Source organism: Thermus islandicus DSM 21543 (genome assembly GCF_000421625.1).
In the GTDB taxonomy this organism is placed as follows: domain Bacteria; phylum Deinococcota; class Deinococci; order Deinococcales; family Thermaceae; genus Thermus; species Thermus islandicus.
This window is the reverse complement of record NZ_ATXJ01000005.1, coordinates 1-22,691: the sequence shown is the minus strand read 5'-3', so window position 1 is coordinate 22,691 and position 22,691 is coordinate 1. Positions and strand designations below refer to the sequence as shown.

General features: G+C 66.6%; 31 protein-coding genes. 5 read left to right on the top strand and 26 right to left on the bottom strand.

Features of this window, described 5'->3' with window-relative positions:
- Positions 1 to 7: 7 nt before the first annotated feature.
- Genes H531_RS13880 through H531_RS0106645 form a run of 3 tightly spaced genes read right to left on the bottom strand, consistent with a single transcriptional unit; the run spans position 8 to position 854 of the window.
- Positions 8 to 91, bottom strand: a complete 84-nt coding sequence (locus H531_RS13880) for a 30S ribosomal protein THX (protein WP_008632889.1) — start codon at positions 89 to 91, stop codon at positions 8 to 10.
- 9 nt (positions 92 to 100) lie between these two features.
- Positions 101 to 418 carry a 30S ribosomal protein S20 gene (gene rpsT / locus H531_RS0106650; protein ID WP_022798578.1) on the bottom strand — a complete coding sequence of 106 codons (318 nt, stop codon included), beginning with the start codon at positions 416 to 418 and terminating at the stop codon, positions 101 to 103.
- Between the two features lie 58 nt (positions 419 to 476).
- Complete coding sequence (locus H531_RS0106645; RefSeq protein ID WP_022798577.1) at positions 477 to 854, bottom strand: hypothetical protein; 378 nt, start codon at positions 852 to 854, stop codon at positions 477 to 479.
- A 22-nt stretch (positions 855 to 876) separates the two neighbouring features.
- Here H531_RS0106645 and tyrS point away from each other — a divergent pair, with 22 nt between their 5' ends.
- Positions 877 to 2,169 (top strand): tyrosine--tRNA ligase, encoded by a 1,293-nt coding sequence (gene tyrS / locus H531_RS0106640; protein WP_022798576.1) that lies wholly within the window; start codon positions 877 to 879, stop codon positions 2,167 to 2,169.
- Here tyrS and H531_RS0106635 read toward each other — a convergent pair.
- The 23 genes from H531_RS0106635 to H531_RS0106520 form a co-directional block, all read right to left on the bottom strand.
- Positions 2,166 to 2,720, bottom strand: a complete 555-nt coding sequence (locus tag H531_RS0106635) for a Rieske 2Fe-2S domain-containing protein (RefSeq protein WP_022798575.1) — start codon at positions 2,718 to 2,720, stop codon at positions 2,166 to 2,168. The two genes, tyrS and H531_RS0106635, sit on opposite strands and share 4 nt — an antisense overlap.
- Positions 2,721 to 2,722: 2 nt before the next feature.
- Complete coding sequence (locus H531_RS0106630) at positions 2,723 to 3,703, bottom strand: c-type cytochrome (protein WP_028490704.1); 981 nt, start codon at positions 3,701 to 3,703, stop codon at positions 2,723 to 2,725.
- The gene (locus H531_RS0106625; protein ID WP_028490703.1) at positions 3,700 to 4,119 is read right to left on the bottom strand and encodes a cytochrome c-type biogenesis protein; all 420 of its coding nucleotides are present in this window, start codon (positions 4,117 to 4,119) and stop codon (positions 3,700 to 3,702) included. Before H531_RS0106625 ends, H531_RS0106630 begins: the two co-directional genes overlap by 4 nt.
- Entirely contained in the window at positions 4,116 to 4,652 is a 537-nt protein-coding gene (locus H531_RS0106620) for a TlpA family protein disulfide reductase (protein WP_028490702.1), read from the bottom strand. The genes H531_RS0106625 and H531_RS0106620 overlap by 4 nt, the downstream gene beginning before the upstream one ends.
- Positions 4,649 to 6,580: a heme lyase CcmF/NrfE family subunit gene (locus tag H531_RS0106615; protein ID WP_022798571.1), complete on the bottom strand. Its 1,932-nt coding sequence runs from the start codon at positions 6,578 to 6,580 to the stop codon at positions 4,649 to 4,651. Before H531_RS0106615 ends, H531_RS0106620 begins: the two co-directional genes overlap by 4 nt.
- On the bottom strand, positions 6,577 to 7,005 hold the full coding sequence (gene ccmE / locus H531_RS0106610; protein WP_022798570.1) for a cytochrome c maturation protein CcmE: 429 nt from the start codon (positions 7,003 to 7,005) through the stop codon (positions 6,577 to 6,579). Before ccmE ends, H531_RS0106615 begins: the two co-directional genes overlap by 4 nt.
- Positions 7,006 to 7,096: 91 nt before the next feature.
- The gene (gene ccsA / locus H531_RS0106600; protein ID WP_022798568.1) at positions 7,097 to 7,783 is read right to left on the bottom strand and encodes a cytochrome c biogenesis protein CcsA; all 687 of its coding nucleotides are present in this window, start codon (positions 7,781 to 7,783) and stop codon (positions 7,097 to 7,099) included.
- 56 nt (positions 7,784 to 7,839) lie between these two features.
- A complete protein-coding gene (locus H531_RS0106595; RefSeq protein WP_028490701.1) occupies positions 7,840 to 8,505 on the bottom strand; it encodes a heme exporter protein CcmB in 666 nt (221 codons plus the stop codon).
- A 53-nt stretch (positions 8,506 to 8,558) separates the two neighbouring features.
- Complete coding sequence (locus tag H531_RS0106590) at positions 8,559 to 9,128, bottom strand: ABC transporter ATP-binding protein (protein ID WP_022798566.1); 570 nt, start codon at positions 9,126 to 9,128, stop codon at positions 8,559 to 8,561.
- Positions 9,129 to 9,175: 47 nt separating this feature from the next.
- Positions 9,176 to 9,844 carry a cytochrome c biogenesis protein CcdA gene (ccdA, locus tag H531_RS0106585; protein WP_022798565.1) on the bottom strand — a complete coding sequence of 223 codons (669 nt, stop codon included), beginning with the start codon at positions 9,842 to 9,844 and terminating at the stop codon, positions 9,176 to 9,178.
- 9 nt (positions 9,845 to 9,853) lie between these two features.
- Entirely contained in the window at positions 9,854 to 10,399 is a 546-nt protein-coding gene (locus tag H531_RS0106580; RefSeq protein WP_156860465.1) for a c-type cytochrome, read from the bottom strand.
- Positions 10,392 to 11,675, bottom strand: coding sequence for a sulfite dehydrogenase (gene soxC / locus H531_RS0106575; RefSeq protein WP_022798563.1), 1,284 nt, complete (start codon positions 11,673 to 11,675; stop codon positions 10,392 to 10,394). Before soxC ends, H531_RS0106580 begins: the two co-directional genes overlap by 8 nt.
- Before the next feature lie 68 nt (positions 11,676 to 11,743).
- Positions 11,744 to 13,033: an FAD-dependent oxidoreductase gene (locus H531_RS0106570; RefSeq protein WP_022798562.1), complete on the bottom strand. Its 1,290-nt coding sequence runs from the start codon at positions 13,031 to 13,033 to the stop codon at positions 11,744 to 11,746.
- Between the two features lie 9 nt (positions 13,034 to 13,042).
- Entirely contained in the window at positions 13,043 to 13,897 is an 855-nt protein-coding gene (locus H531_RS0106565) for a DUF302 domain-containing protein (protein ID WP_022798561.1), read from the bottom strand.
- Entirely contained in the window at positions 13,894 to 14,325 is a 432-nt protein-coding gene (locus H531_RS0106560; protein WP_022798560.1) for a rhodanese-like domain-containing protein, read from the bottom strand. The genes H531_RS0106565 and H531_RS0106560 overlap by 4 nt, the downstream gene beginning before the upstream one ends.
- 2 nt (positions 14,326 to 14,327) lie before the next feature.
- Positions 14,328 to 15,122 (bottom strand): sulfur oxidation c-type cytochrome SoxA, encoded by a 795-nt coding sequence (soxA, locus tag H531_RS0106555; RefSeq protein WP_022798559.1) that lies wholly within the window; start codon positions 15,120 to 15,122, stop codon positions 14,328 to 14,330.
- A 3-nt stretch (positions 15,123 to 15,125) separates the two neighbouring features.
- Positions 15,126 to 15,689, bottom strand: a complete 564-nt coding sequence (gene soxX, locus H531_RS0106550; protein WP_028490699.1) for a sulfur oxidation c-type cytochrome SoxX — start codon at positions 15,687 to 15,689, stop codon at positions 15,126 to 15,128.
- Positions 15,686 to 17,395 carry a thiosulfohydrolase SoxB gene (gene soxB / locus H531_RS0106545; protein ID WP_022798557.1) on the bottom strand — a complete coding sequence of 570 codons (1,710 nt, stop codon included), beginning with the start codon at positions 17,393 to 17,395 and terminating at the stop codon, positions 15,686 to 15,688. Before soxB ends, soxX (H531_RS0106550) begins: the two co-directional genes overlap by 4 nt.
- The gene (soxX, locus tag H531_RS0106540; RefSeq protein WP_022798556.1) at positions 17,392 to 17,964 is read right to left on the bottom strand and encodes a sulfur oxidation c-type cytochrome SoxX; all 573 of its coding nucleotides are present in this window, start codon (positions 17,962 to 17,964) and stop codon (positions 17,392 to 17,394) included. Before soxX (H531_RS0106540) ends, soxB begins: the two co-directional genes overlap by 4 nt.
- A 10-nt stretch (positions 17,965 to 17,974) precedes the next feature.
- Positions 17,975 to 18,754 carry a sulfur oxidation c-type cytochrome SoxA gene (gene soxA / locus H531_RS0106535; RefSeq protein ID WP_028490698.1) on the bottom strand — a complete coding sequence of 260 codons (780 nt, stop codon included), beginning with the start codon at positions 18,752 to 18,754 and terminating at the stop codon, positions 17,975 to 17,977.
- A gap of 45 nt (positions 18,755 to 18,799) precedes the next feature.
- Positions 18,800 to 19,126 (bottom strand): thiosulfate oxidation carrier complex protein SoxZ, encoded by a 327-nt coding sequence (gene soxZ, locus H531_RS0106530; protein ID WP_022798554.1) that lies wholly within the window; start codon positions 19,124 to 19,126, stop codon positions 18,800 to 18,802.
- Between the two features lie 11 nt (positions 19,127 to 19,137).
- Positions 19,138 to 19,590 (bottom strand): thiosulfate oxidation carrier protein SoxY, encoded by a 453-nt coding sequence (gene soxY / locus H531_RS0106525; RefSeq protein ID WP_022798553.1) that lies wholly within the window; start codon positions 19,588 to 19,590, stop codon positions 19,138 to 19,140.
- Positions 19,583 to 20,008 carry a thioredoxin fold domain-containing protein gene (locus H531_RS0106520; RefSeq protein WP_022798552.1) on the bottom strand — a complete coding sequence of 142 codons (426 nt, stop codon included), beginning with the start codon at positions 20,006 to 20,008 and terminating at the stop codon, positions 19,583 to 19,585. The genes soxY and H531_RS0106520 overlap by 8 nt, the downstream gene beginning before the upstream one ends.
- Positions 20,009 to 20,273: 265 nt before the next feature.
- Between H531_RS0106520 and cycA the strand changes: the two genes are divergently transcribed.
- The 4 genes from cycA to H531_RS15340 form a co-directional block, all read left to right on the top strand.
- Positions 20,274 to 20,720: a cytochrome C-552 gene (gene cycA / locus H531_RS0106515; protein WP_022798551.1), complete on the top strand. Its 447-nt coding sequence runs from the start codon at positions 20,274 to 20,276 to the stop codon at positions 20,718 to 20,720.
- Between the two features lie 55 nt (positions 20,721 to 20,775).
- Positions 20,776 to 21,726, top strand: a complete 951-nt coding sequence (locus H531_RS0106510; protein ID WP_022798550.1) for an ABC transporter ATP-binding protein — start codon at positions 20,776 to 20,778, stop codon at positions 21,724 to 21,726.
- On the top strand, positions 21,723 to 22,406 hold the full coding sequence (locus H531_RS12885) for a thiamine diphosphokinase (RefSeq protein WP_022798549.1): 684 nt from the start codon (positions 21,723 to 21,725) through the stop codon (positions 22,404 to 22,406). The genes H531_RS0106510 and H531_RS12885 overlap by 4 nt, the downstream gene beginning before the upstream one ends.
- Positions 22,357 to 22,691 (top strand): transposase DNA-binding-containing protein (locus tag H531_RS15340; protein ID WP_500691334.1); only part of this gene is annotated, 335 nt, incomplete at its 3' end. The genes H531_RS12885 and H531_RS15340, both read left to right, overlap by 50 nt.

Genomic DNA, 22,691 nt, shown 5'->3' with positions numbered 1-22,691 from the left:
AGCGCCCCTACTTCTTCTTGCGAGGGCGGTACTTGCCATAGGTGCCGCGCCAGATTTTGCCGCGCCGGGTCCTGCGGTCGCCCTTGCCCATGCTCCCTCCTTAAGCGCTGAGGCCGCCGGCGACGGGCGCCCCCGCGGCCTCCAGAAGCTTGCGAACCTTGCGCGCCAGCCGGGACTTCTTGCGGGCGGCGGCGTTCTTGTGGAGGGTGGAGCCCTTAGCCGCCTTGTCAATGAGGCTCTCAGCCCGGCGCAGGATCTTCAGGGCCTCCTCCGCCTTCCCCTCCTGGGCCAGGAGGACGGCCTTCTTGCTCAGGGTCTTGATGGCCGACTTCTTGGCCTTGTTGCGGAGCCGGCGCTTCAGGGACTGCCGGTGCCGCTTCAGGGCGGACAGGTTCCTCTTGGGCTTCTTCTCAGGCATCGCTCTCCCCTTCGTGCCCCTAAGGGCAAGCCAGGGCTAAGTGTAGCACACCCTCGCCCTAGGGGGCAAACTTGGTGGCCACCCAGTCGTACCGCACCTGGCCCTTGGCCCCCTCGAGGCGGAAGCGGAGGACGTACTCCCCGGGCTCCACGGGGAAGCGGAGCTCCTCCTGGAAGCGCCCGGCCAAGGGACGCTCCCCCAAGGGGCGGCCTCCCTTGAGGAGGGCCACCTGGAGGCGCCCCTCCTGAAGCTCCCCCGCCACCTTCACCTTCACCGCGTCGTAAAGCCCCGTGACCCGGATGGGGTACTGGGCCTCGCCCGTGTACTTCCAGTAGAAAACGGGGAGGAAGGGCGGGTAGCCCACGGCAAGGCCGTAGCGGTCCGCGTACCAGTAGACGCCCAAGCCGACCAGGGCCAGAAGGAGTAGGCTCCGCATTGACCTAAGTATACTCAAGCACATGGCGAGCCTCTCCCCCGAAGCCGCCCTCGCCCTCCTCAAGCGGGGGGCGGAGGAGATCCTTCCCGAGGAGGAGCTTCTGGAAAAGCTTAAGGAAGGAAGGCCCCTCACGGTGAAGCTGGGGGCCGACCCCACCCGGCCCGACCTTCACCTAGGCCATGCCGTGGTCCTAAGGAAGATGCGCCAGTTCCAAGAGCTCGGGCACCGGGTGGTCCTCATCATCGGGGACTTCACCGGGATGATCGGGGACCCCTCAGGCCGCTCCAAGACCCGCCCCCCCCTCACCCTGGAGGAGACCCGGGAGAACGCCAAAAGCTACGTGGAGCAGGCGGGGAAGATCCTGAGGCAGGAAGCCCACCTCTTTGAGCTCCGCTACAACTCCGAGTGGCTGGAGGGTCTCACCTTTAAGGAGGTGGTGCGGCTCACCTCCCTCATGACCGTGGCCCAGATGCTGGAAAGGGAAGACTTCAAGAAGCGGTACGAGGAGGGGGTGCCCATTTCCCTGCACGAGTTCCTCTACCCCTTCGCCCAGGCCTACGACTCCGTGGCCATCCAGGCCGACGTGGAGATGGGCGGCACCGACCAGCGCTTCAACCTCCTGGTGGGCCGGGAGGTCCAACGGGCCTACGGGCAAAGCCCCCAGGTCTGCTTCCTCATGCCCCTCCTCGTGGGCCTGGACGGGCGGGAGAAGATGAGTAAGAGCCTGGACAACTACATCGGCCTCACCGAGCCCCCGGAGGTGATGTTCAAGAAGCTCATGCGGGTACCGGACCCTCTTCTTTCCAGCTACTTCCGCCTGCTCACGGACCTGGAAGAGGAGGAGATCCAGGCGGTCCTCAAGGCAGGGCCCGTTCCCGCCCACCGGGTCCTCGCCCGCCTCCTCACCGCCGCCTACGCTCGGGCAAGGATCCCGGCCCGGCTGGACCGCGCTTTCTACGAGAGCCTAGGCTACCGCCTCGAGGCCTTGGGCCAGGACAAGGAGGCGGGCCCCGAGGAGGTGCGCCAGGCAGAAGCCCGCTACGACCAGGTGGCGAAGGGGGGCATCCCCGAAGACCTTCCCGAGGTGGCCATCCCCCCATCCGAGCTCAAGGAGGGCCGGATCTGGGTGGCGAGGCTCTTCACCCTGGCGGGCCTCACCCCCTCCCACGCCGAGGCGAGGAGGCTCATCCTGAACCGGGGGCTCCGCATAGACGGCGAGCTGGTCACCGACCCAGCCCTGGAGGTGGACCTCTCCCGGCCCCTCGTCCTCCAGCGGGGAAGGGACCGCTTCGTCCGGGTGCGGCTAGGGGGCTAGGCCCCCTCCATGGGCCTCAGGGGCACCTCGTGCCCGGTGGCGTAGAGGACCCCGCCCTCCGCCTGCAGCCTGAGGCGGGGCAGGGGGTAACGGGGAGGACCGTACACGGCCTTCCCCCCAAGCAGGGGGTCAAAGGCCCCAAAGTGGCAGGGGCAGCCCAAAAAAGGCCGCTCGTAGCGGAAGTTGTAGAGGAGGGAGGCCGCCTCGGGATCGGGGACGAAGTTCACCGTGCACCCCTGGTGGGTGCAGATACGGCTTAGGGCGAGGTAGTGCTCCTCCCCCACGGAAAGCCCCCCGGGGACAGGCCTTGGCAGGCGGAGGAGGAAGGCCTTGAGCTCCCCGAAGGGAAGGGGATAGAGGAAGGGCCTCGCCTGCCACACCCCCATCTCCCCGAGCCGGGCCACCGCCACCTTGGGGCCCGCCTTCCAGCTGGGCCTTCCCGCCTCGGGCCTTGGGCGGAAGCGGAGGTTGTAGGTCCGCACCCCAAACCAAGCGAAAAACCCTCCCGCCACCGCCACGGGAACGTAGAAGAGGAGGTCCCGCCGCCTCATGGCTAAAGCGTACCCAGAAACTTCAGGAGGGCCTTGAGCTCCTCCTCGGAAAGGGGAACGGCGGGCATGGCCCCCCGGCCCCTCAGGACGATCTCCCGCACGGCCTCAGGGGACTTGAGCAGGGGGTTGCCCTTGAGCCTAGGCCCCACCCCCCCCTCCCCCTGAAGGCCGTGGCAGGCGGCGCAACGGGCCTGGTAGACCGCCTGCCCATCCTTCCCGCCCTGGGCCTGGGCCCGGGCCATGGCGATGAGGGCCTCCACCCGCTCCCGGGCCTCGCCCCCGGCCTCCAGGTACCGCTCCCAGGCGCGGATGGCCTCCTCCATCCTCCCCTCCTGGAAGTAGAGGTTGCCCAGGAAGAGCCACCCCTCGGCGGCTTTGGGATCGGCGTGCTGAGCGATTTCCAGGAAGAGCCGGGCCTCCTCCAGCCTCCCTCCCAGGAAGAGGAGGATGCCCACCCGCCTCAGGGCCTCGAGGTTCCTGGGGTCCTTCTTCAAGACCCCCAGGTAGGCCTCCGCCGCCTGGTCAAAGGCCTTAAGCGCGTAGGCCCTCCGGCCCCAAGCGAGGAGGTCCTCCACCGCCCCGGTCCTTTGGGCCTTCTCCGCGAGGGCCTTGAGCTCCCGGGCCTCCTGCCTGGCCGTGACCGTGGTCTCCCCGGGCAGGCGGGGGAGGGTGTAGCGCCAAAGCCCCACGCCCAGAAGGGCCACCCCCCCGAGCAGGAGGACCGCGGGCCAGGGGCTTCGGGCCCGGGGGGCAGGCGGGCGGTAGCCCTCTAAAAGCCTTTCCAGCTCCACCATCCGGGCGAGGGCGAGCCGCTTCTCCTCCCCCGAGAGGGCCTCCACCTCCCCTTTTAAGACCTCGAGCTCCTTAAGGAGCTCCTCCCGCCTAGGGGGCTCGGGAAAGGGCTCCTTGGGACCAAGGAGGGGCCTTAGGGCCAGGAGAAGGCCCAGGAGGAAGAGGGCGAGGAAGAGGAGGGTGGCCATCATGACGAGGGCCCGCCCATCCGGCGCTCCGCCTCCTCCAGAAGCTCCCTAGGAAGCGGTCTGGGCCGGAAGTAGGCCGAAAGGCCAAGGCCGAGAAGGAGGAGGCCAAGGAGGGGGAGCACCCAGACCCAGAGGGTTACCCCGCGCCTGGGGGGCGCGTAGAGGATCCACTCCCCGTAGCGCTCCACGAAGAAGGCCTTGATCTCCTCCTTTGTCTTCCCCTCCTTCAGCATCTCGGCAATCAGGCGGCGCATCTCCTGGGCCACCCCCGAGTTGCTCTCCGCCGCCGACTCCCCCTGGCAGACGGGGCAGCGGAGTTCCCGGGCGATGCGGAAGACCTCTGGGGAAAGGTCCGGAGGCGGCCCCTCCTGGGCCAGGACGGGAAGAACCAGGACAAAGAACGCCAGAAGCAACCTCATGGCAAAACCTCCTCCAGGTAGCGCGCCAGGGTGGCCTCGTCCAGGGCCCCCGCGTGCCGGGCCACGACCCGGCCCTCGCGGTCTATGAAAAAGGTCTCGGGCACCCCGTACAGGCCGTAGTCCACCCCCACCCGTCCCCGGGGGTCGTAGGCCTGGGGAAAGGTGAGGCCGAACTGGGCGACGAACTTCAGGGCCTCCTCCTCCTTGTCCTGGGTGTTCACCCCCAGGAAGAGCACCCGCTCCTTGTGGCGGCGCCAAGAGGCCTCGAGGAGGGGCGCCTCCTCGTAGCAGGCGGGGTAGCACCAGCTCGCCCAGAAGTTGAGGACCACGGGGGCCTTCCCCAGGTGGTCGGCCAGGCGGAAGCGCTCCCCCCACGCCGCCCGGTAAGGGGGCAGAAGGGGCAGGGTGAAGTCGGGGGCAGGACGCCTCTTCTCGGCCAGGACCGAGGGAAGGTCCTTGGGATTCCGCTGCATCCCCCACCAGAAAAGCCCTCCCAGGGCAAGCAAGAGGAGAAGCCAGAGAACCCCCCTCACGCCGGGCTCACCCCCTCCGCCTCTTTGGGCCTCCCGGCGGGCCAAAGGCTGTAGAGGGTACCCAGGGCCATCAGCCCCCCCGCCACCCACATCCAGAAGACCAAGGGGGTGAGGATAAGGCGGATGGAGGCCCACTCCCCCTTCTCCCGGTCAAAGTCCATGAGGAGGAAGTAGTAATCGTTCCCCGGGGTGTAGACCACCTTGGGGGCGGGCAGGGGGGCGTTCATCTGGGGATAGAAGTGGAGGCGGGGCCGCACCTCGCCGAAGCGGTCGGTCTTGAGGAGGGCCTCCACGGCGAAGCGCCGCCCCTCGTCCAGGGCCCTCACCCCCTGGAAGGTGAGCTTGAGCCCCCCCACCTCCCAGGCCTCGCCCCGGTAGAGGGTCTTCTCGCTCTCCAGGCGGTAGGTCTGGCTGAAAGCGATGGCGAGGCCCATGAGGGCCACGGCGAAGTGGACCAAAAGGCTCCCCACCCGCCTCCGGTTCTCCAAAAAGCCCCAAGGGGAAAGCCCCGCCCGCACCCGGCCCAGAACCCCTTCCCTGACAAGGAGGAACACGGCAGCCAGGTTGTAGAGGAAAAGCCCGAGGGCCAAAGAGGCCCCCGGGGTGTAGCCCCGAAGAAGCCCCAGGAGGGTGCCCAGGAGCAAAACCCCAAGGAGGAGGTAGAGGTTCCGGAGGGCCTCCTCCCGCGCCCGCCGCCAGGGCAGGAGGGGCCCCACCCCCATGAGGAGGAGGATCCCCGCCCCCAGGGGGGCCGAGAGCTGGTTGAAGAAGGGGGCCCCCACGCTCACCTTGGCCCCGGCGAAGGCCTCCACCAAGAGGGGGTAAAAGGTGCCGAGGACCACCACCAGGGCCCAGCCCGCAAAGAAGAAGGCCCCGAGCAAAAGCGCCCCCTCCCGGGACAAGGGGCGGAAGGCCGCGGCGTCCCGCACCTCCCGGGAAACCCGGGAGAGGAGGCCCAGGCCAAGGCCCGTGGCCAGGAGGAAAAAGCCGAGGAAGGCGGGCCCCACGGGGCCCTCTGCGAAGGCGTGGACCGACTGGAGGACCCCGCTTCGGGTGAGGAAGGTGCCAAGGACCGTGGCGGCGAAGGCCAGGGTCACAAAGGCGAAGTTCCAGGCCTTGAAGCTTCCCCGCGTCTGCTGGACGAGGGCGGTGTGGAGGAAGGCGGTGGCGAGCAGCCAGGGGACGAAGCTGGCGTTCTCCACGGGGTCCCAAGCCCAGTACCCGCCCCAGCCCAGGACCTCGTAGCTCCACCACATCCCCGCCACCTTTCCCGCGGTGAGGAAGCCCCAGGCCACGAGGGTCCACCACCTCGTCTCCTCCACCCAGGTCTGGTAGCGCCGCACCGCCATGGCCGCCACCGCGTAGGCGTAGGGCACGCTCAGCCCCACGAAGCCCAGGTACATGAGGACGGGGTGGACGGCCATCATCCAGTGGTTCTGAAGGAGGGGGTTCGGGCCCACGCCGTCCGCGGGGGGGTTGGGGAGGGTGGTGAAGGGGCTGGCGAGGGTGGCCATGACGCCGAAGAAGAAGACCTGGATGCCATAAAGCACGGCGAGGACCAGGGAGGCCCGCCAGGGGTCCAGGGCCTTCTTGCTGGCAAGGAGGGTGTAGAGGGTCTGGAGGAGGCCCCAGAGGAGGAGGCTCCCCTCGAGGGCCGCCCAGGGGGTAACCAGGGTCACCCACAGGGGGTCCTTGGTGGAGTGGTTCCTGGCCACGTAGGCCAGGCTGAAGTCGTGGGTGAGGAGGGCCCACTCCAGGGCCAAAAAGGCGGCGAGGGCTCCGAGAAAGGCAAGGGGCACGAGGGCCCTCGCCCCCCTTAGGAAGCGTCCGTCTCCCTGGAAGTAGGCGAGGAGGGCCAGGGCGAGGCCCAGGAGGCTGAAGGCCAGGGCCAGGCTTACGCTTAGGTGGCCGAGAAGGGCCGGGGTCATTTGGCCTCCTCTATGAGCTTCCGTACCTCCTCCGGGGTCCAGCCCGCCTGGGGGGGACGGTAGCTCTCCGAGTGCTTCACCAGGAGGTTCTGCCCCTGAAAGACCCCTCCCTCAAAGCGGCCCTCCACCACCACCCCCTGGCCCTCCTTAAACATGCCAGGAGGCGTGCCCTTGTGCAGAACGGGCACCTCGGCCACGCCGTCCGTGAGCACGAAGCGGAGCTCCAGACGGTCCTTGTCGTACCGCACCGAGCCCGGCTTCACCAGCCCTCCCAGGCGCACGGGGCGGTGCTGGTACTTGGCCTGGTCCTGGAGGTACTCCGAGGGGGTGAGGAAGTAGACCAGGTTCTGCCCAAGGCCCCCGAAGATCATGTAGCCCAGGGCCCCCAGGACCACGAGGATGCCCAGAAGGTACTTGCCCCTCACCGCACCCTCCGATAGCGAAGGAAAAGGTACGCCAGGTAGCCGAAAACCGTAAGGTAGGTGAGGACGTAGACCCAGGTGACGAAAACCTCCATCAGGCCTCCTCCCTCCTGTCCTCGAGGGCCGCCAAAAACCCCCGGAAGCGCACCAGGCCCAGGTAGAGCAGGGTGAAGACCACAAGGTGGAAAAGGAGGACCTGGAGCATCTCCGGGGCCATGTGGACCTTCCCCGTGGTGAGGTCAATGGACTGGGTCTGGTGCAGGCTCCGCCACCACTTGACCGACATGTAGCTGATGGGCACGTTGATAAACCCCAAGACGCCCACCGCCGCCGCCGCCTTGGCCCGGAGCTCGGGGTCCTCTATGGCCCCCCGCAGGAGGAAGTAGCCCACGTACACGGCGAAGAGGATGGCCGTGGTGGTGAGCCTGGGCTCCCAGGTCCAGTACACCCCCCAGGTAGGCCTCGCCCAGAGCATCCCCGTCACCAAGGAAAGGCCCATGAACACCAGCCCGATCTCGGCGCTGGCCCGGGCCAGGCGGTCGTACCTTGGGTTCTGGCGGAAGAGGTAGAGCAGGGAGTAGAGGAAGGTGACGAAGAAGGCCAGGTAGCCGAGCCAGGCCCCGGGCACGTGCAGGTACATGATCCGCACCAGGTAGCCCTGGTTGACATCGGGGGGCGCGGCGAGGGCCAGGTAAAGCCCCACCGGCAAAAGCAGGACGCCGAGGGCCAGGAAGGCCCAGGTGAGGGCGTCGGGGCGTTCCGGACTCTCTGTTTTCAGCATGTCTCGCCTCCGTTTCCCAGCATACCCACCCCTCCTGTACCCCGTCTGTAACCCCCTCACCCCTCCATCACCAGCGGGAAAAGAAGGGTGCTCGTGGTGAGGTAGACCACGTCAAAGACCAAAAGGAGCCGCCACCAGCCCGCCACCTCGTCCCCGGGAAGGCCCTCCAAGAGGCCCACCGTAGCCCGCACCGCCGAAAGCACCACGGGCACCACCAGGGAAAAGAGGAGGAGGGGCAGGAGCACCTCCCGCCCCCGAAGCCGGGAGAGAAGGCCGGCGTAGAAGGTGGCCACGCTGGCGTAGCCCAGCATCCCCAGGCCCAGGGTGAGGAAAAGGGCGAACCCCCGCTCCAGGGGCAGGTAGAAAAGGCCCCCGACCACGAGGAGGGCAAGAACGCCCATGGGCAGGAGGAGGAGCATCTGGAAGAGCAGCTTCCCCAGGTAGATCCACTCCTTGCCCCCAGGGGCGAGGAGGAGGTCCTCCAGGGTACCATCCTCCACCTCCAAGGCGAAGGCCCGGGTGGAAAGGAGGGTGCTCATGAAGGCCAAGGCCACCCACAGCACCCCAGGGGCCGCCCGGCGCAAGGGCCCCTCCTCCGGTCCCAAGGCCAGGGCCATGACGAAGAGCATGATCCCCAGGAAGGCCGAGACGGAAAGGAGGCCGAAGCGGTCCCGCATCTCGAGGCGGAGGTCCCTAAAGGCCAGAAGCCACACCCGCCGCACCGTCCAAAGCCTGCCCGGGCGCGGGCTCTCGGTTCCCCAAAGGCGCACGGGCCTCACGCCTCCCCCAGCCTCAAGGTGCGGTCGGCCACGGCCTCCGCCAGGGCCCGGTCGTGGGTGGCCAGGACCACCCCCGCCTCCTTCCGGGCCTCCCAGAGCACCTCCAAGAGCAGGCCCCGCCCCTCGGCGTCCAGGGCGGTCTCGGGCTCGTCCAAAAGCCAAAGGTCCGGGCGGAGAAGGAGGAGGCGGGCCAGGGCAAGCCGCTTCCGCATCCCGCTGGAGAAGGCGGCCAGGGGTCGGTTTTCCGGGAGGCCGAACCTCTCCAAAGCCCCCTTCCAGTCCCCCGCCCGCCCGTAGAAGGCCAGGTCGTGGAGGAGGTGCTCCCGGGCGGTGAGGTGGCGATGGAAGGCCGGGGGACTGGGGAGGTAGAGGGCCAGGCCCTGGCGCGCCACCCGGCCCCGGGTGGGCCTCAAAAGCCCCGCCATCAGGCGGAGGAGGGTGGTCTTGCCCGAGCCGTTGGGGCCCAGCAGGGCCACCGCCTCCCCCCTCCTCAGGGCGAAGGTGAGGTCGCGGAACACCCAGTCGCGGCCAAACCTCTTGGAAACGGCCTCGAGGCGCAAGAGCATGCCTACCCCAGTTTAGGCACCCCGAAGGAGGACAAAGGTCCCGGACCTCACAGGTACCTCTGCAACCACTCCGGGGTGATGCGCAGGAAGAAGGTGTTGAGGACGGTGAAACTTCCCGTGAGGAGGAGGAGGCCCACCGCCACGAGCACCACCCCGGCGAAGACCTCCGCGTAGTGGGCCAACCGGCCTGCCCGCCTGAGCCATCCCTTCAGCCGATCGGCGAAGAGGGCCACCAGGAGGAAGGGCACGGCGAGGCCCAGGATGTAGGCCAGAAGGAAGGCCACCCCACCGCCCACCGCGGTGAGGGTGAGGATGGCCCCCAGGATGGGGCCAATGCAGGGGGTCCAGCCTAAGGCCAAGGTGGCCCCGAAAAGAAAGGCGCCAAGGGGCCGGCCCGTCTCCCCCTCGTAGCGGAGGGCAAGGGCAAAGCGGGGCCTCAGGCCCAGCATGTAGAGGCCAAAAAGGATGAGGACCACGCCCCCCGCCTGGGCCAGGGTCTGGCGGTGGGCAAAGAGGAAGTTTCCCAGGAGGGTGAAGGGAAGGCCCAGGAGGAGGAAGACCAGCCCGAACCCCAGGACAAAGAAGAGGGCGTTGAAAAGGGGGCGCCCCCGTTCCCCCCCTAGGTAGAGGAGGTAGGTAGGAACAAGGGGGAGGACACAGGGGGAGAGGAAGGAGAGCACCCCTGCGAAAAAGGCTGCGGCCAGGGAAAGGCTCATGCCTTCATCCTAGGGTAGGGTAAGCCAGGGGAAGCGGCGCTTCGTCTCGGGGTCCAAGTGGAGGAGGTCCCGGGCGGGCATCCGAATCCTGGGTAGGGTCGCCTGGTTCACCGGGGTGCTGGCGTCGGTGATCCCGTTCATGTAGAGAAGGTAGGCCACCAGGTGGTAGACCTCCTCGTTGCTGAGGGTCCCCCCTTGGCCGAAGGGCATGGCCCGGCGGATGTAGTCAAAGAGGGTGGTGGGGTACTGCCAGTAGTTGCCGATGGCGTACTCCACCGGCTCGGTGTCGGGGGTGATGGGAAAGGGCTCGGAGACCAGGCGGTTAAAGGGGTAGCCCTCCCCGTTCGCCCCGTGGCAGGAGGCGCACTTCTCGGCGTAGATCCGCCTCCCCTCCTCCACCTTCCCCTCCCCCGGGGGAAGCCCCCGGCCGTCGGGCAGAACCACGGGCCGAAGATCATACTGGGCGGCCAGCTCCTCGCTGATGGGGGTGCCAAGCCGGTAGCGGGCGGCAAAGGCCAGGCCCAGGACAACGAGCACCAGGAGAAGCCTAGACATCAAACACCTCCCCGCCACATCCCCCGGCGGGCCCAAAGGCCCGGCTCCCCAGGGGCCGGTCGCCGTTCACCACCCGGCCGTCTTTGAGCACGCGCCAGGCCTGGATGGCGTTGTAGTGGTAGCGGTTGTTCCTTCCCCACTTTTTGAAAAATTCCTCCCGCGTGGGCTGGGTGTTGCCCTTCTCATCCCAGGCCCGGCTCCAGAGGACCACCTCTTCGCCGTTCCAGTACCAGGGCATCTTGAAGCGCACGAAGGCGTAGCGCTCCACCGGGGGTTCCAGGATGGCCTCCCGCCAGGTCTTCCCCTCGTCCAAGGAGATCTCCACCTTGACGATGCGCCCGTGGCCGCTCCAGGCGAGGCCCCGGATCTCGTGGAAGCCTGGCTTAAGGGTCTGCAACCCCGAGGGGTAGGTGAGGATGGACTCCGGGTCCATGACCCAGGTAAAGGCCAGGATTTTGCCGTCGGCCATGACATCGGTGTACTCGCTGGTCTCGTCCTTGGCCATGGCGGGGAGGTCGGTGACCAGGATGCGCCTAAGCCACTTCACCTGGATGCTCCCCTCCCAACCCGGCACCACCAGGCGCACGGGGTACCCCTGCTCGGGGCGCAGGGCCTCGCCGTTTTGCGCATAGGCTACCAGGACGTCCTCCATGGCCTTCTCCAGGGGAAGGGAGCGGGTGTACATCGCCGCGTCCATACCCTCGGGGATCAGCCACTTCGCCTCCGGCTTCACCCCGGCCTCCTTGAGGAGCAGGGCCAAAGGTACCCCCGTCCAGCTGGCGTTGGAGGCCAGGCCCCGGCTACGGGTGGCGGTGAGGTTGGGGTCCGGGGGGTTGCGGTAGCCGTTTTGGCCGTTGCCCGCACATTCAATGAAGTAGGTTCGGGTCACCGAAGGGAAGCGCTTGAGCTCCTCGAGGGTGAAGACCAAGGGACGCTCCACCATCCCGTGGATCACCAAGCGGTAGCTCTTGGGGTCCACCTGGGGCACCCCGCTGTGGTGCCGCTCAAAGTGGAGACCGTTGGGGGTGATCACCCCCTCCAGCTTCTCCAAAGGGGCAAAGTCGGCCCCGGAGTGGCGGGTGCGGAGATTGGGCGAGATGTAGCGCACCACCCCTTCCTCAAAGGGGCTCCGCTGCCCGTACTCGGAAAGGGGAGCTCCTAGGGCCTTGGTGGGGGCAAAGGTCTCCTCCGTCCAGGGAAGCCCCTGGGCCTTGCCCCTGAGGAGGCCCCAAAGCCCCCCGGCGCCCAAAAGCCGGAAGAACCTCCTTCGGTCCATATACCCTCCTATCGTATCGTCTGCAGGCAAGAGGAAACCCCGCCCCCGGAAGGAGGCGGGGCCAGGCCTCACGCGGGGCCAAACATGTCGTTCCAAAGGCCCAGGGCCCAGCCAAAGGCAGCCTGCCCGTTGGCCTTGGAACGCTGGTTGTCCACGGAGCTTTGGGCTTTGATCTGCTTGGCCGCCTCGTCCCAGGAGTAGTTGGCCGCCACCCAGATGGCCTCCTCCGAGTCCACGAAGGAGTAGCAGATATTGGTGGGAAGTTCCGGCGGGATCTCGGCCAGGGGCTTACCCTTGAGCCTCTCCGTGAGGTGCCGCGCCACGATGGTCCCGGAGACATAGGCCACCATGCCGCTCTTGGGGTAGGGAGTGTTGCCGGTGATGTCCCCCACCAGGTAGACGCGGTCATCCTTCTCGGAAAGGAAGTAGGGAATGCGCACGTTGGCCCAGCGCTCCCCAAGCCCTACCCGCCGCACGATCTCCGCCGCCTTCATTGGGGGGATGATGTCGGCCAGGGCGAAGGGCACATCCCCAAGTTCGGTGTGCACCACCTTCTTCCCGTAGTCCAGCCCGGTGATGCGGGTGTTGGGGCGGTACTCCAGGTAATCCTTGTAGAGCTCGTTGTAGGCAGCCAGGAACCCAGGGGCTTTGGAGATGGGCTGGGGGTTGGCGTCCAGGACGATGACCTTGCCCTTCACCCCCTTGGTCTTTAGGCGCCAGGCCAGCATGGCCGCCCGCTCGTAGGGGCCCGGGGGGCAACGGTAGGGGGGGTTGGGGATGGCGAGGACCAGCTCGCCCCCGGTCTCGTCAAACCGGTCCAGCATGCGGCGGAGGGCCACGTGCTCAAAGGGCTTGAAGCCCACGGGCATCAGGTGCTTGACCTCCTCGTAGCCGGGGATGGCCTCGTACATGTAGTCAATGCCCGGGGCCAGGACCAGGAAATCGTAGGCCAGGTACCCCCCCGTGGTGCGCACCAGACGGCGGTCCCGGTTGATGTCCAAGACCTTTTCCTGGACGAAGATCACCCCATCTTTGACCACGTTGGTGTAGTCAAAGACCAGCCACTCCAAAGGCTTCACCCCCGCCAGGAAGAGGTTGGACATGGGGCAGGACATGAAGAGGGGCTTCTGCTCCACCAGGACCACCTCCACCCCGGGGTTTTGCTGCTTCAGCTTACGGGCCACCGTGGTGCCGCCCCAGCCGCCCCCCACCACCACCACGCGGGGGGCCCGGGTGCGGGGAAGAAGGGTGGGAGGGCTCGCGTAGAACTCCTGGGCGAAGCCCTGGCCCCCCAGGGCCCCGAAAGCGGCTAGGGCCGCGCCGGTCTTGAGAAGCTCGCGCCGGTTCACCTTACCCATAATCACCTCCTATGGACCCGGGCGGTAGGGTTGTCCGCCCGTGGCCTCTAGGATCTCGGTCATGACCCTCCTCGCCTCCTGCAGCATGGCCACCGCCGGGCTTCCCATGACCCCCGGCATGATGGTCATGAGCATGGGCTCAATGGCCCCCACCAGTACATCCTTCCCCATCTGCAGGGCAAAGAAGCGGCAAGGAGCGGCAAATCCTCCGGCGGGCTGGGTGAGGAACATGATCCGGGCCCACTCGCTCTTGCAGGGCAGGATCACGGTCGCCGGGCCCACTTTGACGCTGGGGAGAAGGTTGAGGCCGTGGGCGGTGAGCTCCGACTCTACCAAAAGGACCACATCCTCGGCCTTGGCCCCCGCCACCCGGTAGAGCAGGGCGGGCATCATGCCGCTCTTGGGGTCGGGCATCAGGGCCGGGGAGACCTTGCGCACCACCCCAAGGCGGCCCAAAGCGGCCTCGAGGCGCCACACCATCCGCTCCACCTCGCCGCCGTAGACCTGGAGCATGGAGAAGAGGAGCCGGCCGTCCAGGGTGCCCACCAGGTAGCGGCCTTCCTTCCCGGTGAGGAAGACGGTAGGCGGCAGGACGACGGCCGCCATGGGGTTCTTGGTCACCGCCTCTATGCTCCCCCTTTCGGGCTTCAAAAGGACAAGGCGGTACTCGGGGAAGCCCGGGCCCGTCACCTGGCGCACCTGTTCCCCCAGGTTCAACACCCGGTCGGGCTCGAGGCCCACCCCCTTGAGGGCGGCCAGGGTCTTGGCCTCCACCTCTTCCAGGGTACCCTTAACCTCCACCACCAGCGCCTGGGCGAAGGCCAGGCCTAAGACCAGGGAAACCGCAGCCAGCCACCTTTTCATGATCCTCCCTCCACTTCCAGACCGGCATCCAGCCAGCCTTTGAACCCGTGGGCGATGTTCTTGGCGTTCCGGTAGCCCTTGGCCTGCAAAAAGGCCGCCACCACCGCCGAGACGCTCCCGGAGTTGCAGTAGACCAGGATCAGCGCCTCCTTATCCTGGGGAAGCTCCGAAAGCCGCCTGGGCACCTCCCCCGCGTAGATGTGCACCGAGCCCGGGATATACCCCTTTTTCCGCTCCTCCAGGGTACGCACGTCCAGGAGGAAGGGCGAAAAGAGCAAAAGGTCCCGAGCCTCGGTAGGATAGACCAGATAGCCCGCCGGAGGCACCCGCTCCAGGAAGGCCCCGAAGGCTTCGGTCCAGTCCTTGCCCCCCTGGGCCCTGGCCAGGGCGAGGAAGGGAAGGCCCAACAGGAGATCCCGGCGGCGCATCCTCACCTCGTGAAGAAGGGCAACTCCTCAAAGGTGTGCCCGGCCTTGGTGGCCTCGGCCAGGATGTAGGTGGCGAGGGCGATGTGGGGCTCGGAGTAGAACTCGGGCTTGGGGATGCCGATGGACTCGTAGCAGAAGTTGATGCGATCCTCAAAGGTGTAGAGCCTGTCCTCCTCAAAGCGGTAAGCAGGCCATTCGTTCCCGAGGCCCTGCTTGGGGCTTCTTACCGGGGAAAGCCGCACCCGCTGGCCTGCGTAGCGGTCGTGGCAGACGGCGCAGCTCATGTCGCGGGGGCCCGCCCGGGTGTACCAAAGCTCCCGGCCCAGGTTGTACATGGCGATCTCCTGGGGGTGCTTGGGCACCACCTGAATCTTGGCCTTGGAGGAAAGGGAGGCGATGTACGTGGTGATGGCCCGCACCTCGTCCCGCTTGATCGCTTCGGGCTTAAAGCCCTGCACCCGCTGCATGCAGGTGTAGACCCGGGTTTCCAAGTCCTCCACCCGGCCCGTGTCGGGGAAGTATTTGGGCAAAACCGCGTACACCCCTTCCAAAACCCCAGGCCCCTTGCCGAAGTCGCAGGCCTCGAGGGTCTTGCCCGAAGGCCCCTTGCGGAAGAAGAGCTCCTTCCCCTGCTCGGCAAAAAGCTCCCCGGGGAGGACCCCAAAGGTCTCCAGAAAGGCCTGGCGCTGGCGCTTGGCCTCCTCAAAGGGGTCCAGGGGCTTTTGCTGCTGGGTGTAGGCCCAAAACCCCAGGGCGGAAAGGGCCAGGCCACCAAGGAGGATCCAGGGCTTCCTCACGGCTCACCTCCGGTTGATCGGGGACTCGGGGTCAAGGAGGAAAGCCGTCAGGTCGGCCGCCTCCTCGGGGGTAAACAAACCGTGTACCCCGCCTCGGTACATCAAGGAGCAGGGCACGAAGGCCCAGGCGTTGTAGATCTTCTCGTAGGTGTAGCGGACCACCGCCTCCGACTGCCCCCGCTCGCCGTAGCCCGTGAGGCTTGGGCCCATGGTGCCGTGGGCCACCTCCCTGGGGTCCCCGGCATGGCAGGCGTAGCAGTTGCCCCGCTTGGGGTCGGTGAAGACCTTCTCCCCGTTCTTCCAATCGCCCATGAGCTTGCCGTCCTTGGGGTACCGGATGAGGGCCTTCTGCTCCGCCAGGAAACCCGGGATCAGCTCTGCCGGGAGCCGATCCCGGTACTGGGAACAGAGGGCCTGGCCCTTGTCCTGGGCCAGCATGGTCCGGGCAAAGCCCTCGCCCCCGGAGCGGATGGCCGCCTCGAGGCGGGCCCTAAAAGAGCCCCCCTGGGAGAGGCCAAGCCCGAGAAGGGCCAAGATCCCCAAAGCCACGAACCCATGTCCTCTCATCCTTTCACCTCCGGAACGCGGTAGTTGCGCCCCACCACCCGCACATTGGGCTTGGGGTCTATGCGGATGCGGCCTTCCGCCTTCAAGTAGGCCGCCAAAATCTCGTAAATGGGCTTCGGCTCCACCCCAGGCACGGGGGTGCCGGCCCGCTGAAGCCTGCCCCCATAGGCGGCCACCACGTACTCCCGGTGAGGATCCCAAGGTTTCCCCCCCACCTGGAGGTCCAAGATGCGGCTCCCGGTGGGGGCATCGGGGTTTAGGGTGTACCTGAGGCCGTAGGCCCGGCTCATGTCCCCGCCCTGCTGGTAAAAGGGATCGGGGCTGAAGACGTTGGCCGCTACATCCTCCAGCACCGCCTTAAGCCTCTCCCCTTTGAGCCGGAAGACGTAGACCTCGGGGTAGGTGAAGGCGGTATAGGCCAAAACCTTTTCCCGGGTGATGGCTTCCCCGGGGAGGATGGTAGTGCCCCAGCGGGTCCCGGGGCTGAAGACCACCTCCACCTCTGGGTAAAAGGCCCGCACCGCCCGTCCCGCCAGCTCGTCAAAGGTGGAATACACGGTGTCCCTCTTGTAGATGAGGCTCTCGGAAACGGCCAAGGTCTCAAAGAGGTAGGCCTTATGGGGGGCATAGGCTTCCTCAATGAAGGCGGCCACCTGGGGATCCTGGGGCAGGAGGCGGGAGGCCACCGGCAAGACCCTGAGGCGCAAACCGGCAATCCCCCCCTTCTTGAGCTTCAGGTCCACCCGGATGAGGGCCTTCCCTGCCGTGCTCCCCGCCACGATGTAGGTCTTGCCCACCCTCACAGGGGTGAAGGTGATGTCGTGGGTATGGCCGCTCAGGATGAGGTCAATCCCTGGCACCCTTCCGGCCAAGGCGGTGTCCAGGGGCAAGCCGTTGTGGGAGAGAAGGACGATGGCGTCCACCCCCTGGCCCCTAAGCTCCTCTACCAGCTTGGCCAGCTCCCTCTCCCGCACCCCGAAGGAAAGCCCCTCGGTGAACTCCTCCGGATGGGACACTTTGACGTAGGGATAGGTGGAGCCGATGACGGCCACCGTGTAGCCACCGGCCTCGTGCAGGGCGTAGGGGGGGAAGATGGGATCGCCAAAAAGGTCGTCGGTGACGTTAAAGCTTATGGGCCTGGCCCGAAGGGTTCGCAAAAGCTCCTCCACCCGCCCCCGCCCTAGGGTCCACTCCCAGTGGAAGACCATGTGGTCAAACCCCACCCGGTTCATCCAGTCCACCATGACCCCACCCCGGGTGAGGAGGGAAAGGCCCGAGTTGGTCCAGTTGTCCCCCCCCTCCAGAACCAGGGCTTTTTTGGCTTGGGCCCTTTGCCCCTGGATGAGGGCCGCGATCTGGGCTCCGCCGCCTAAGGGGCCAAAGCGCTCCGCCAAGGCCTGGAAATCCACGAAGGAGGCCAGGTAGGCCTCGAGGCTCCCCGGCTTAAGCCCAAAGTAGCGGAGCATGGCCTCTCCCGCGAGATACCCCGGGCGGCCCATAAGGGGCTTGGGGGCGAGGAGGTTAGGGGGCTCCATGTAATAGTGGGGCAAAAGCTGGGCGTGGAGATCGGAGAGGAAAAGAAGGGTTAGGTCGCCGTAAGGGGGGAGCTGGTAGAGCTCCTGGGGACGCTCCAGAAGCTGGGCGAAAGCCCTGGGGCTTGTCACCCCCAAGGCGGCGAGCAGGCCGAGCAGCTCCCTCCGGGTCATCTGGACCCCACCGCAGGCTTGGTGTTGAACTCGCTCTCCGGGTCTAGAAGGTAGGCCACCACGTCCGCAATCTCCTCCGGGGTGAGGAGGCCCTGGGCCCCGAAGCGGTACATGACCGAGCAGGGGAAGTAGGCCCAGCTGTTGTAGATGACCTCATAGGTGTACCGCTGGATGGCCTCCGACTGGCCCCGCTTCAGGCCGTACTTCTCCAGGCTCGGCCCTACATCCCCGCCTAGGTGAACCGGGGAACCGAAGTGGCAGGAAAAGCAGTTGGCCTTCTGAAGGTTATTGAAGATGGCCCCGCCCCTTTTCCAATCCCCCATAAGCTTTCCCCCTGCGGGGTACTGAATCTTTGCCCGCTGTTCCTCCAGGAACTTGGGCAGGAGGTCTCCGGGAAGGCGGTTGCGGTGAAGGGAGCAGAGGGCCTGGTCGGGCCTTTGGTTCACGAACGCCTCGGCGTAGGCCTTGCCCCCCGTCTGGATGCGCTTAAGCTCCTCCTCGGCGAAGTAGCGCTGGGCGAAGGCGAAGGCCAGGGCAAGGACCAAAAGAGCGAGGGCTACCTTCCGCATGCGCTCCTCCTCACCGCACGAAGGCGGGCCACTCCTCTACCTGGGCCCCGCGGTTCTGGTAGGCCAAAAAGACCTCCAGGGCCAAAATGGGCTGGGAATACAAGGCGGGCTGAGGGTGGGCCAGGTTCCCGTAACAGGCCCGGATACGGTCCTGCATGGTCCAGGCCTGGTCATTGGAGTAGCGGTAGGCGGGCCAGTGGGTCCAGGACTGGTCCTTGCCCAGCACGTCCGCATAGGGCAGGACCCCCGCCCGCTTCCCCACATAGGTTACGTGGCAGGTGGCGCACCCCACATCCCGGGGCCCGGAGCGGGCCCAGAAGAGCTTCTCCCCCAGGGCATAGAGTTCCCGCTCCTCGGGAAACAGAAGCCGGGTCTGGACCTTGTGCCCCGTGGACTTGCTGGCGATATAGAAGGCCACGGCCACCACTTCCGAACGCTTGACCTGCTCGGGCTTAAACCCCTGGACCCGGGTCATGCAGGTGACGATCCGCCCGTCCAGGTCCTCCACCTTCCCCGTGTCCAGGAAATAGCGGGGGAGCCGGGCGGCCACCCCCTCCAGGACCCCCTTCCCCAGGCCGAAGTCGCAGGCTGCCATGGTCTTTCCCGAAGGCCCCTTGCGGTTAAAAAGCTCCTCCCCTTGGGCTGCGATGAGCTCGGTAGGGAGGACGCCCGCCGTTTGGCGCAAAAGCTCTTTCTGCCGCTTGGCCTCCTCCCGGGGGTCCCCTCCTTCCTGGGCCAGAGCCACCCCTAGCAGGAGAAGGAACCACGCCACCCAGGCCGCCTTACCCATCCTCCCCTCCCCTCGAGGCCCCCGGGGACCCCCGGGGGCTTAGATCTAGGCCAGCTCCAGCTTGACCGTCCCCTCCCCCGTGTCGCCATCCGTGTCCTTAAGCTTCACGGTGAAGGTCCCCCCCTTCTCCGCCTTGAACTTGAAGCTGTACAGGGGGTTCGCGCTGGTGGAAGGGCCAGGGGCGGCCTCGGCGACCTTCTCCCCTTCAAAGTAGACCTCCACCAGGTTGATGTACTTGGCGGGAATGAGCTTGCCCTCCGCATCCTTGCGGGTGCCAGGCTCGTTGGGATGCTGGGCCACCGCCTGGAGCTTGAATTCCTCGCCCGCCTTGGGCTTGGCCGGGGTCAGGCGTACGATCACGCGAATGGCCATGGTTTACCTCCTTAACCGCACCCGCCCACGGTGACCCGGGTGCTGGACGAAGCCAGAAGCAGCTTGCCGTCTTGGGTTTCCACCACCGCCCGCACCGCCGTGGTCTCGGCCAAGCGGACCCGGCTGGCGTAGTAGGGCAAGGCCTTCATGGGCTTGAGGCTCACCAAGCGGGGGGTGGGGTTCTTGTCGGCAAACAGGTGGATGGCCTTGACCTGGGCCGAGGGCAGGTTCACCTCCACCTCCAGGGGAACGTTGGCCCCGCTCTCGGCGATCTGGGGCATGTTGAGCTTCACCAAGTCTGAGGGGGTAAGGTCCTTAAATCCCTTTCCCAGGGTTTCCTTGAGGGCCTTCTCCAGGTTCGCAAGGTCCTCCCCCTCGAGGCCCTGGGCCCTTGCGGGAAGCCCCAAGAAGGCCATGGCCCCCAGGGTTACGCCGGTAGCCTTAAGAAACGCTCGCCTATTCACATGCACCTCCCTTGGCACACATCTGGCGCAGCTCCTCCAAAAACTGCGCCCTGGGCCGGCTGCCGAAAAGCCGGCCCACCTCTTCCCACGCCCCCTTGCGGAAGGCGAGGAAGACAAAGGTAGGGGTCCCCGGCACCCGGAAGCGCCGGGCCAGCTCCTGCCCCTCCGGGGTCTCGGTGCCCACGGAGGCCACCACAAACCGCTCTTCCAAAAAGCGGCTTACGGCAGGATCCGATAGGACGAAGGTGTTCATCTGCTCGCAGTAGGGGCAGTAGGGACTGTGGAAGTAGAGCAAAAGCATGCGACCATGGGCCTTGGCCAGGGCCTGGGCCTGCTCCCACGGGTACCAGCGCCCGAAGTCGGGAGCGGCCAAGGCTACGCTCGCCCAAAGGGTCAAAAGTACCCCGTACACGTACATACCTTATACACCTTGAGCATATCCGAATGCTACCGCAGTCTACACTTCCTAAGTATGCTCAAGGACACCTACACTCTACCCCAAGGGTACGGGAAAAGCAAGCCCTGTGCTCGTTTTAACCTTCACAAATACGCATGACCTTTGGCCACCTTTGCCTAACCCCCGGGGGCTATACGCTCAAGAGGCGCTGGCTTAAGCCTCGCTAAAGCCTCTGCCTCTTGACGGCTTAGGGCGGAGGCACTACCCTATACCCCGGAGGGTAAAGATGAAGCGGACGCTTACGGCTCTCCTCCTGCTCGGCAGCCTGGCCCTGGCCCAGGCGGACGGCGCCAAGGTCTACGCCCAGTGCGCAGGTTGCCACCAGCCTAACGGCCAAGGCCTTCCCGGAGCCTTCCCGCCCCTCGCGGGCCACGTGGCGGAGATCCTCTCCAAGCAGGGGGGCCGGGAGTACCTCATCAAGGTGCTCCTATGGGGCCTTCAGGGCCAGATTGAGGTGAAGGGGATGAAGTACAACGGAGCTATGCCCGCCTTCTCCCAGCTCAAGGATGAGGAGATCGCCGCGGTCCTCACCCACATCGCCACCGCCTGGGGGGACGACAAGAAGGTGAAGGACTTCAAGCCCTTTGCCGCAGCCGAGGTGAAGGCCCTCCGGGACAAGAAGCTCACCCCGCAGCAGGTCTACGAGGAGCGGAAGAAGCTGGGCCTCAAGTAGGGCCTACCCATAGCCCGGGGCCTTAAGGCCCTGGGCTTCCTGTTTAATGGGAAGCGTGCTGGAGCTTTCCCTGGAAAAGCGCTTCCCCGGCTTCCGCCTCGCCTTGGAACTCACCCTGGCGGAGGGCGAGGTCCTGGCCCTTTTGGGCCCCTCGGGAAGCGGGAAGAGCACCCTCCTCAGGCTGGTCGCTGGCCTCCTTCCCCCGGACCGGGGGTTCGTGCGCTTCCAGGGCGAGGACCTCACCGCCTTTCCCCCGGAGAGGCGGAAGGTGGGCTTCCTCTTCCAGGACTACGCGCTCTTCCCCCACCTCACCGTGGCGGAGAACATCGCCTTCGGCCTGGTGGAGGCCCGCTGGCCCAAGGAGGTCCAACGGGCTCGGGTGGAGGAGCTTCTGCTGCGCATGGAGCTCACCCCCCACGCCAGAAAACGGCCCCAGGAGCTTTCGGGAGGAGAGCAACAGCGGGTGGCCCTGGCCCGGGCCTTGGCCCCGAGGCCCCGCCTCCTCCTGCTGGACGAGCCCTTAGGGGCCTTGGACCTGAGGCTAAGGGAGGAACTCCTCCTTTTCCTGCGGAGGACCCTCAAGGAGGAGGGGGTCACCACCCTTCTCGTCACCCACGACCAGGGCGAGGCCTTCCTCCTGGCCCACCGGGTGGCCCTTCTGCGGGAAGGCCACCTGGTCCAGGTGGGCAGGCCAGAGGAGGTGTATGCCCGGCCCAAGGACGCTTGGACTGCCCGGTTCCTGGGCCACAAGAACCTCCTTTCCCCCGAGGAGAGCCAAGCCCTGGGGCTCCCCCCAAAGGCCCACCTCCTCCCCCCGCGGGCCCTCGCCCTCGAGGGGTCCCTGGAAGGGGTGGTGGAGGAGCGCCTCTTCTTCGGGCCACGGGTGGGGCTTTGGGTACGGGTGAAGGGGGTGCGGCTCTACCTCGAGGCCCCCGAAGGTCCGAAAGAGGGGGAAAGGGTCAGCCTCCACCTGGACCCCTCCCGGGCGTTAGCCTTGGAGGGATGAAGCGCTTCGCCCTCCTTCTGGGAGGCCCCCTTTTGGGGACGGCGGCCCTAAAGGAAAGGCTGAAGGGTTACCGCCTTCTGGCGGCGGACTCGGGCGGACGGCACGCCCTGGCCCTTGGCCTTCCCGTGGAGCTTTGGCTTGGGGACTTTGACTCAAGCCCCCCTGAGCTCCAAGAGGCCCTTCCCGCCCCCAAGGAGGTCCTCCCCCAGGACAAGGACCTCACCGACGGGGAGGCCCTCCTCTGGAAGGCCTTGGAGCTCGGGGCGGAGGAGATCCTCCTGCTCGGGGCCCTGGGTGGGCGGCTGGACCATACCCTGGCCCATCTGGAGCTGGCCTTCGCCCTCCTGGAGAAGGGGGTTCGGGTAGAGCTTACGGACGGGCTTGCCTGGGCCATCCCCCTCCTTCCCGGCCTCCACGCCTTCCCCCTGGAGCCCGGCGCTCCCTTCAGCCTCCTTCCCTTTCCCGAGGCCACCCTGGGGGTGGAAGGGGCCCGGTGGAACCTCCCCCCAACCCCCCTTCGGGCCACCACCCGCACCCTGGAAAACCGCGCCCTGGGGCCCATCCGGGTCCTTGTGGAGGCGGGCCGGGCCCTCCTCTACCTTTTCAGGACTTTACCCACATCTCCGTTTCGTGGTAAATCTCCCCTTGCGGGCGCAGCCCGTATCTGGTACCGGGGGTGATCCATGGACATGCTCAAGGTGGCCGAGGCCAGGCTCCAGGAGTTCACGGGCCGTTTTGCGAGCGTTTTCCCCCGATAAGCGCCTCCACCGACGGTTTGAAGAGGTGGTGCGGGGCGCCTTGGCCGCAGGCTCAGCCCGGGTGAGCGAGATGGTGGCCTCGCTCCCTTCTCCCCTCCAGAACCGCTTCCACCAGGCCAAAGCCCTTTACCGCTTCCTGTCCAACCCACGGGTGGAGGCAGAAGCCCTCCTTGACCGGGTCTATCAGGAGAGCGCGACTGCCCTGGA

Bases quoted from the DNA above. Each gene is read 5' to 3' on its own strand.
- H531_RS13880 (WP_008632889.1), bottom strand. From the start codon at position 91: ATGGGCAAGGGCGACCGCAGGACCCGGCGCGGCAAAATCTGGCGCGGC.
- rpsT (WP_022798578.1), bottom strand. From the start codon at position 418: ATGCCTGAGAAGAAGCCCAAGAGGAACCTGTCCGCCCTGAAGCGGCAC.
- H531_RS0106645 (WP_022798577.1), bottom strand. From the start codon at position 854: ATGCGGAGCCTACTCCTTCTGGCCCTGGTCGGCTTGGGCGTCTACTGG.
- tyrS (WP_022798576.1), top strand. From the start codon at position 877: ATGGCGAGCCTCTCCCCCGAAGCCGCCCTCGCCCTCCTCAAGCGGGGG.
- H531_RS0106635 (WP_022798575.1), bottom strand. From the start codon at position 2,720: ATGAGGCGGCGGGACCTCCTCTTCTACGTTCCCGTGGCGGTGGCGGGA.
- H531_RS0106630 (WP_028490704.1), bottom strand. From the start codon at position 3,703: ATGATGGCCACCCTCCTCTTCCTCGCCCTCTTCCTCCTGGGCCTTCTC.
- H531_RS0106625 (WP_028490703.1), bottom strand. From the start codon at position 4,119: ATGAGGTTGCTTCTGGCGTTCTTTGTCCTGGTTCTTCCCGTCCTGGCC.
- H531_RS0106615 (WP_022798571.1), bottom strand. From the start codon at position 6,580: ATGACCCCGGCCCTTCTCGGCCACCTAAGCGTAAGCCTGGCCCTGGCC.
- ccsA (WP_022798568.1), bottom strand. From the start codon at position 7,783: ATGCTGAAAACAGAGAGTCCGGAACGCCCCGACGCCCTCACCTGGGCC.
- H531_RS0106590 (WP_022798566.1), bottom strand. From the start codon at position 9,128: ATGCTCTTGCGCCTCGAGGCCGTTTCCAAGAGGTTTGGCCGCGACTGG.
- ccdA (WP_022798565.1), bottom strand. From the start codon at position 9,844: ATGAGCCTTTCCCTGGCCGCAGCCTTTTTCGCAGGGGTGCTCTCCTTC.
- H531_RS0106580 (WP_156860465.1), bottom strand. From the start codon at position 10,399: ATGTCTAGGCTTCTCCTGGTGCTCGTTGTCCTGGGCCTGGCCTTTGCC.
- soxC (WP_022798563.1), bottom strand. From the start codon at position 11,675: ATGGACCGAAGGAGGTTCTTCCGGCTTTTGGGCGCCGGGGGGCTTTGG.
- H531_RS0106570 (WP_022798562.1), bottom strand. From the start codon at position 13,033: ATGGGTAAGGTGAACCGGCGCGAGCTTCTCAAGACCGGCGCGGCCCTA.
- H531_RS0106565 (WP_022798561.1), bottom strand. From the start codon at position 13,897: ATGAAAAGGTGGCTGGCTGCGGTTTCCCTGGTCTTAGGCCTGGCCTTC.
- H531_RS0106560 (WP_022798560.1), bottom strand. From the start codon at position 14,325: ATGCGCCGCCGGGATCTCCTGTTGGGCCTTCCCTTCCTCGCCCTGGCC.
- soxX (WP_028490699.1), bottom strand. From the start codon at position 15,689: ATGAGAGGACATGGGTTCGTGGCTTTGGGGATCTTGGCCCTTCTCGGG.
- soxB (WP_022798557.1), bottom strand. From the start codon at position 17,395: ATGACCCGGAGGGAGCTGCTCGGCCTGCTCGCCGCCTTGGGGGTGACA.
- soxX (WP_022798556.1), bottom strand. From the start codon at position 17,964: ATGCGGAAGGTAGCCCTCGCTCTTTTGGTCCTTGCCCTGGCCTTCGCC.
- soxA (WP_028490698.1), bottom strand. From the start codon at position 18,754: ATGGGTAAGGCGGCCTGGGTGGCGTGGTTCCTTCTCCTGCTAGGGGTG.
- soxZ (WP_022798554.1), bottom strand. From the start codon at position 19,126: ATGGCCATTCGCGTGATCGTACGCCTGACCCCGGCCAAGCCCAAGGCG.
- H531_RS0106520 (WP_022798552.1), bottom strand. From the start codon at position 20,008: ATGTACGTGTACGGGGTACTTTTGACCCTTTGGGCGAGCGTAGCCTTG.
- cycA (WP_022798551.1), top strand. From the start codon at position 20,274: ATGAAGCGGACGCTTACGGCTCTCCTCCTGCTCGGCAGCCTGGCCCTG.
- H531_RS12885 (WP_022798549.1), top strand. From the start codon at position 21,723: ATGAAGCGCTTCGCCCTCCTTCTGGGAGGCCCCCTTTTGGGGACGGCG.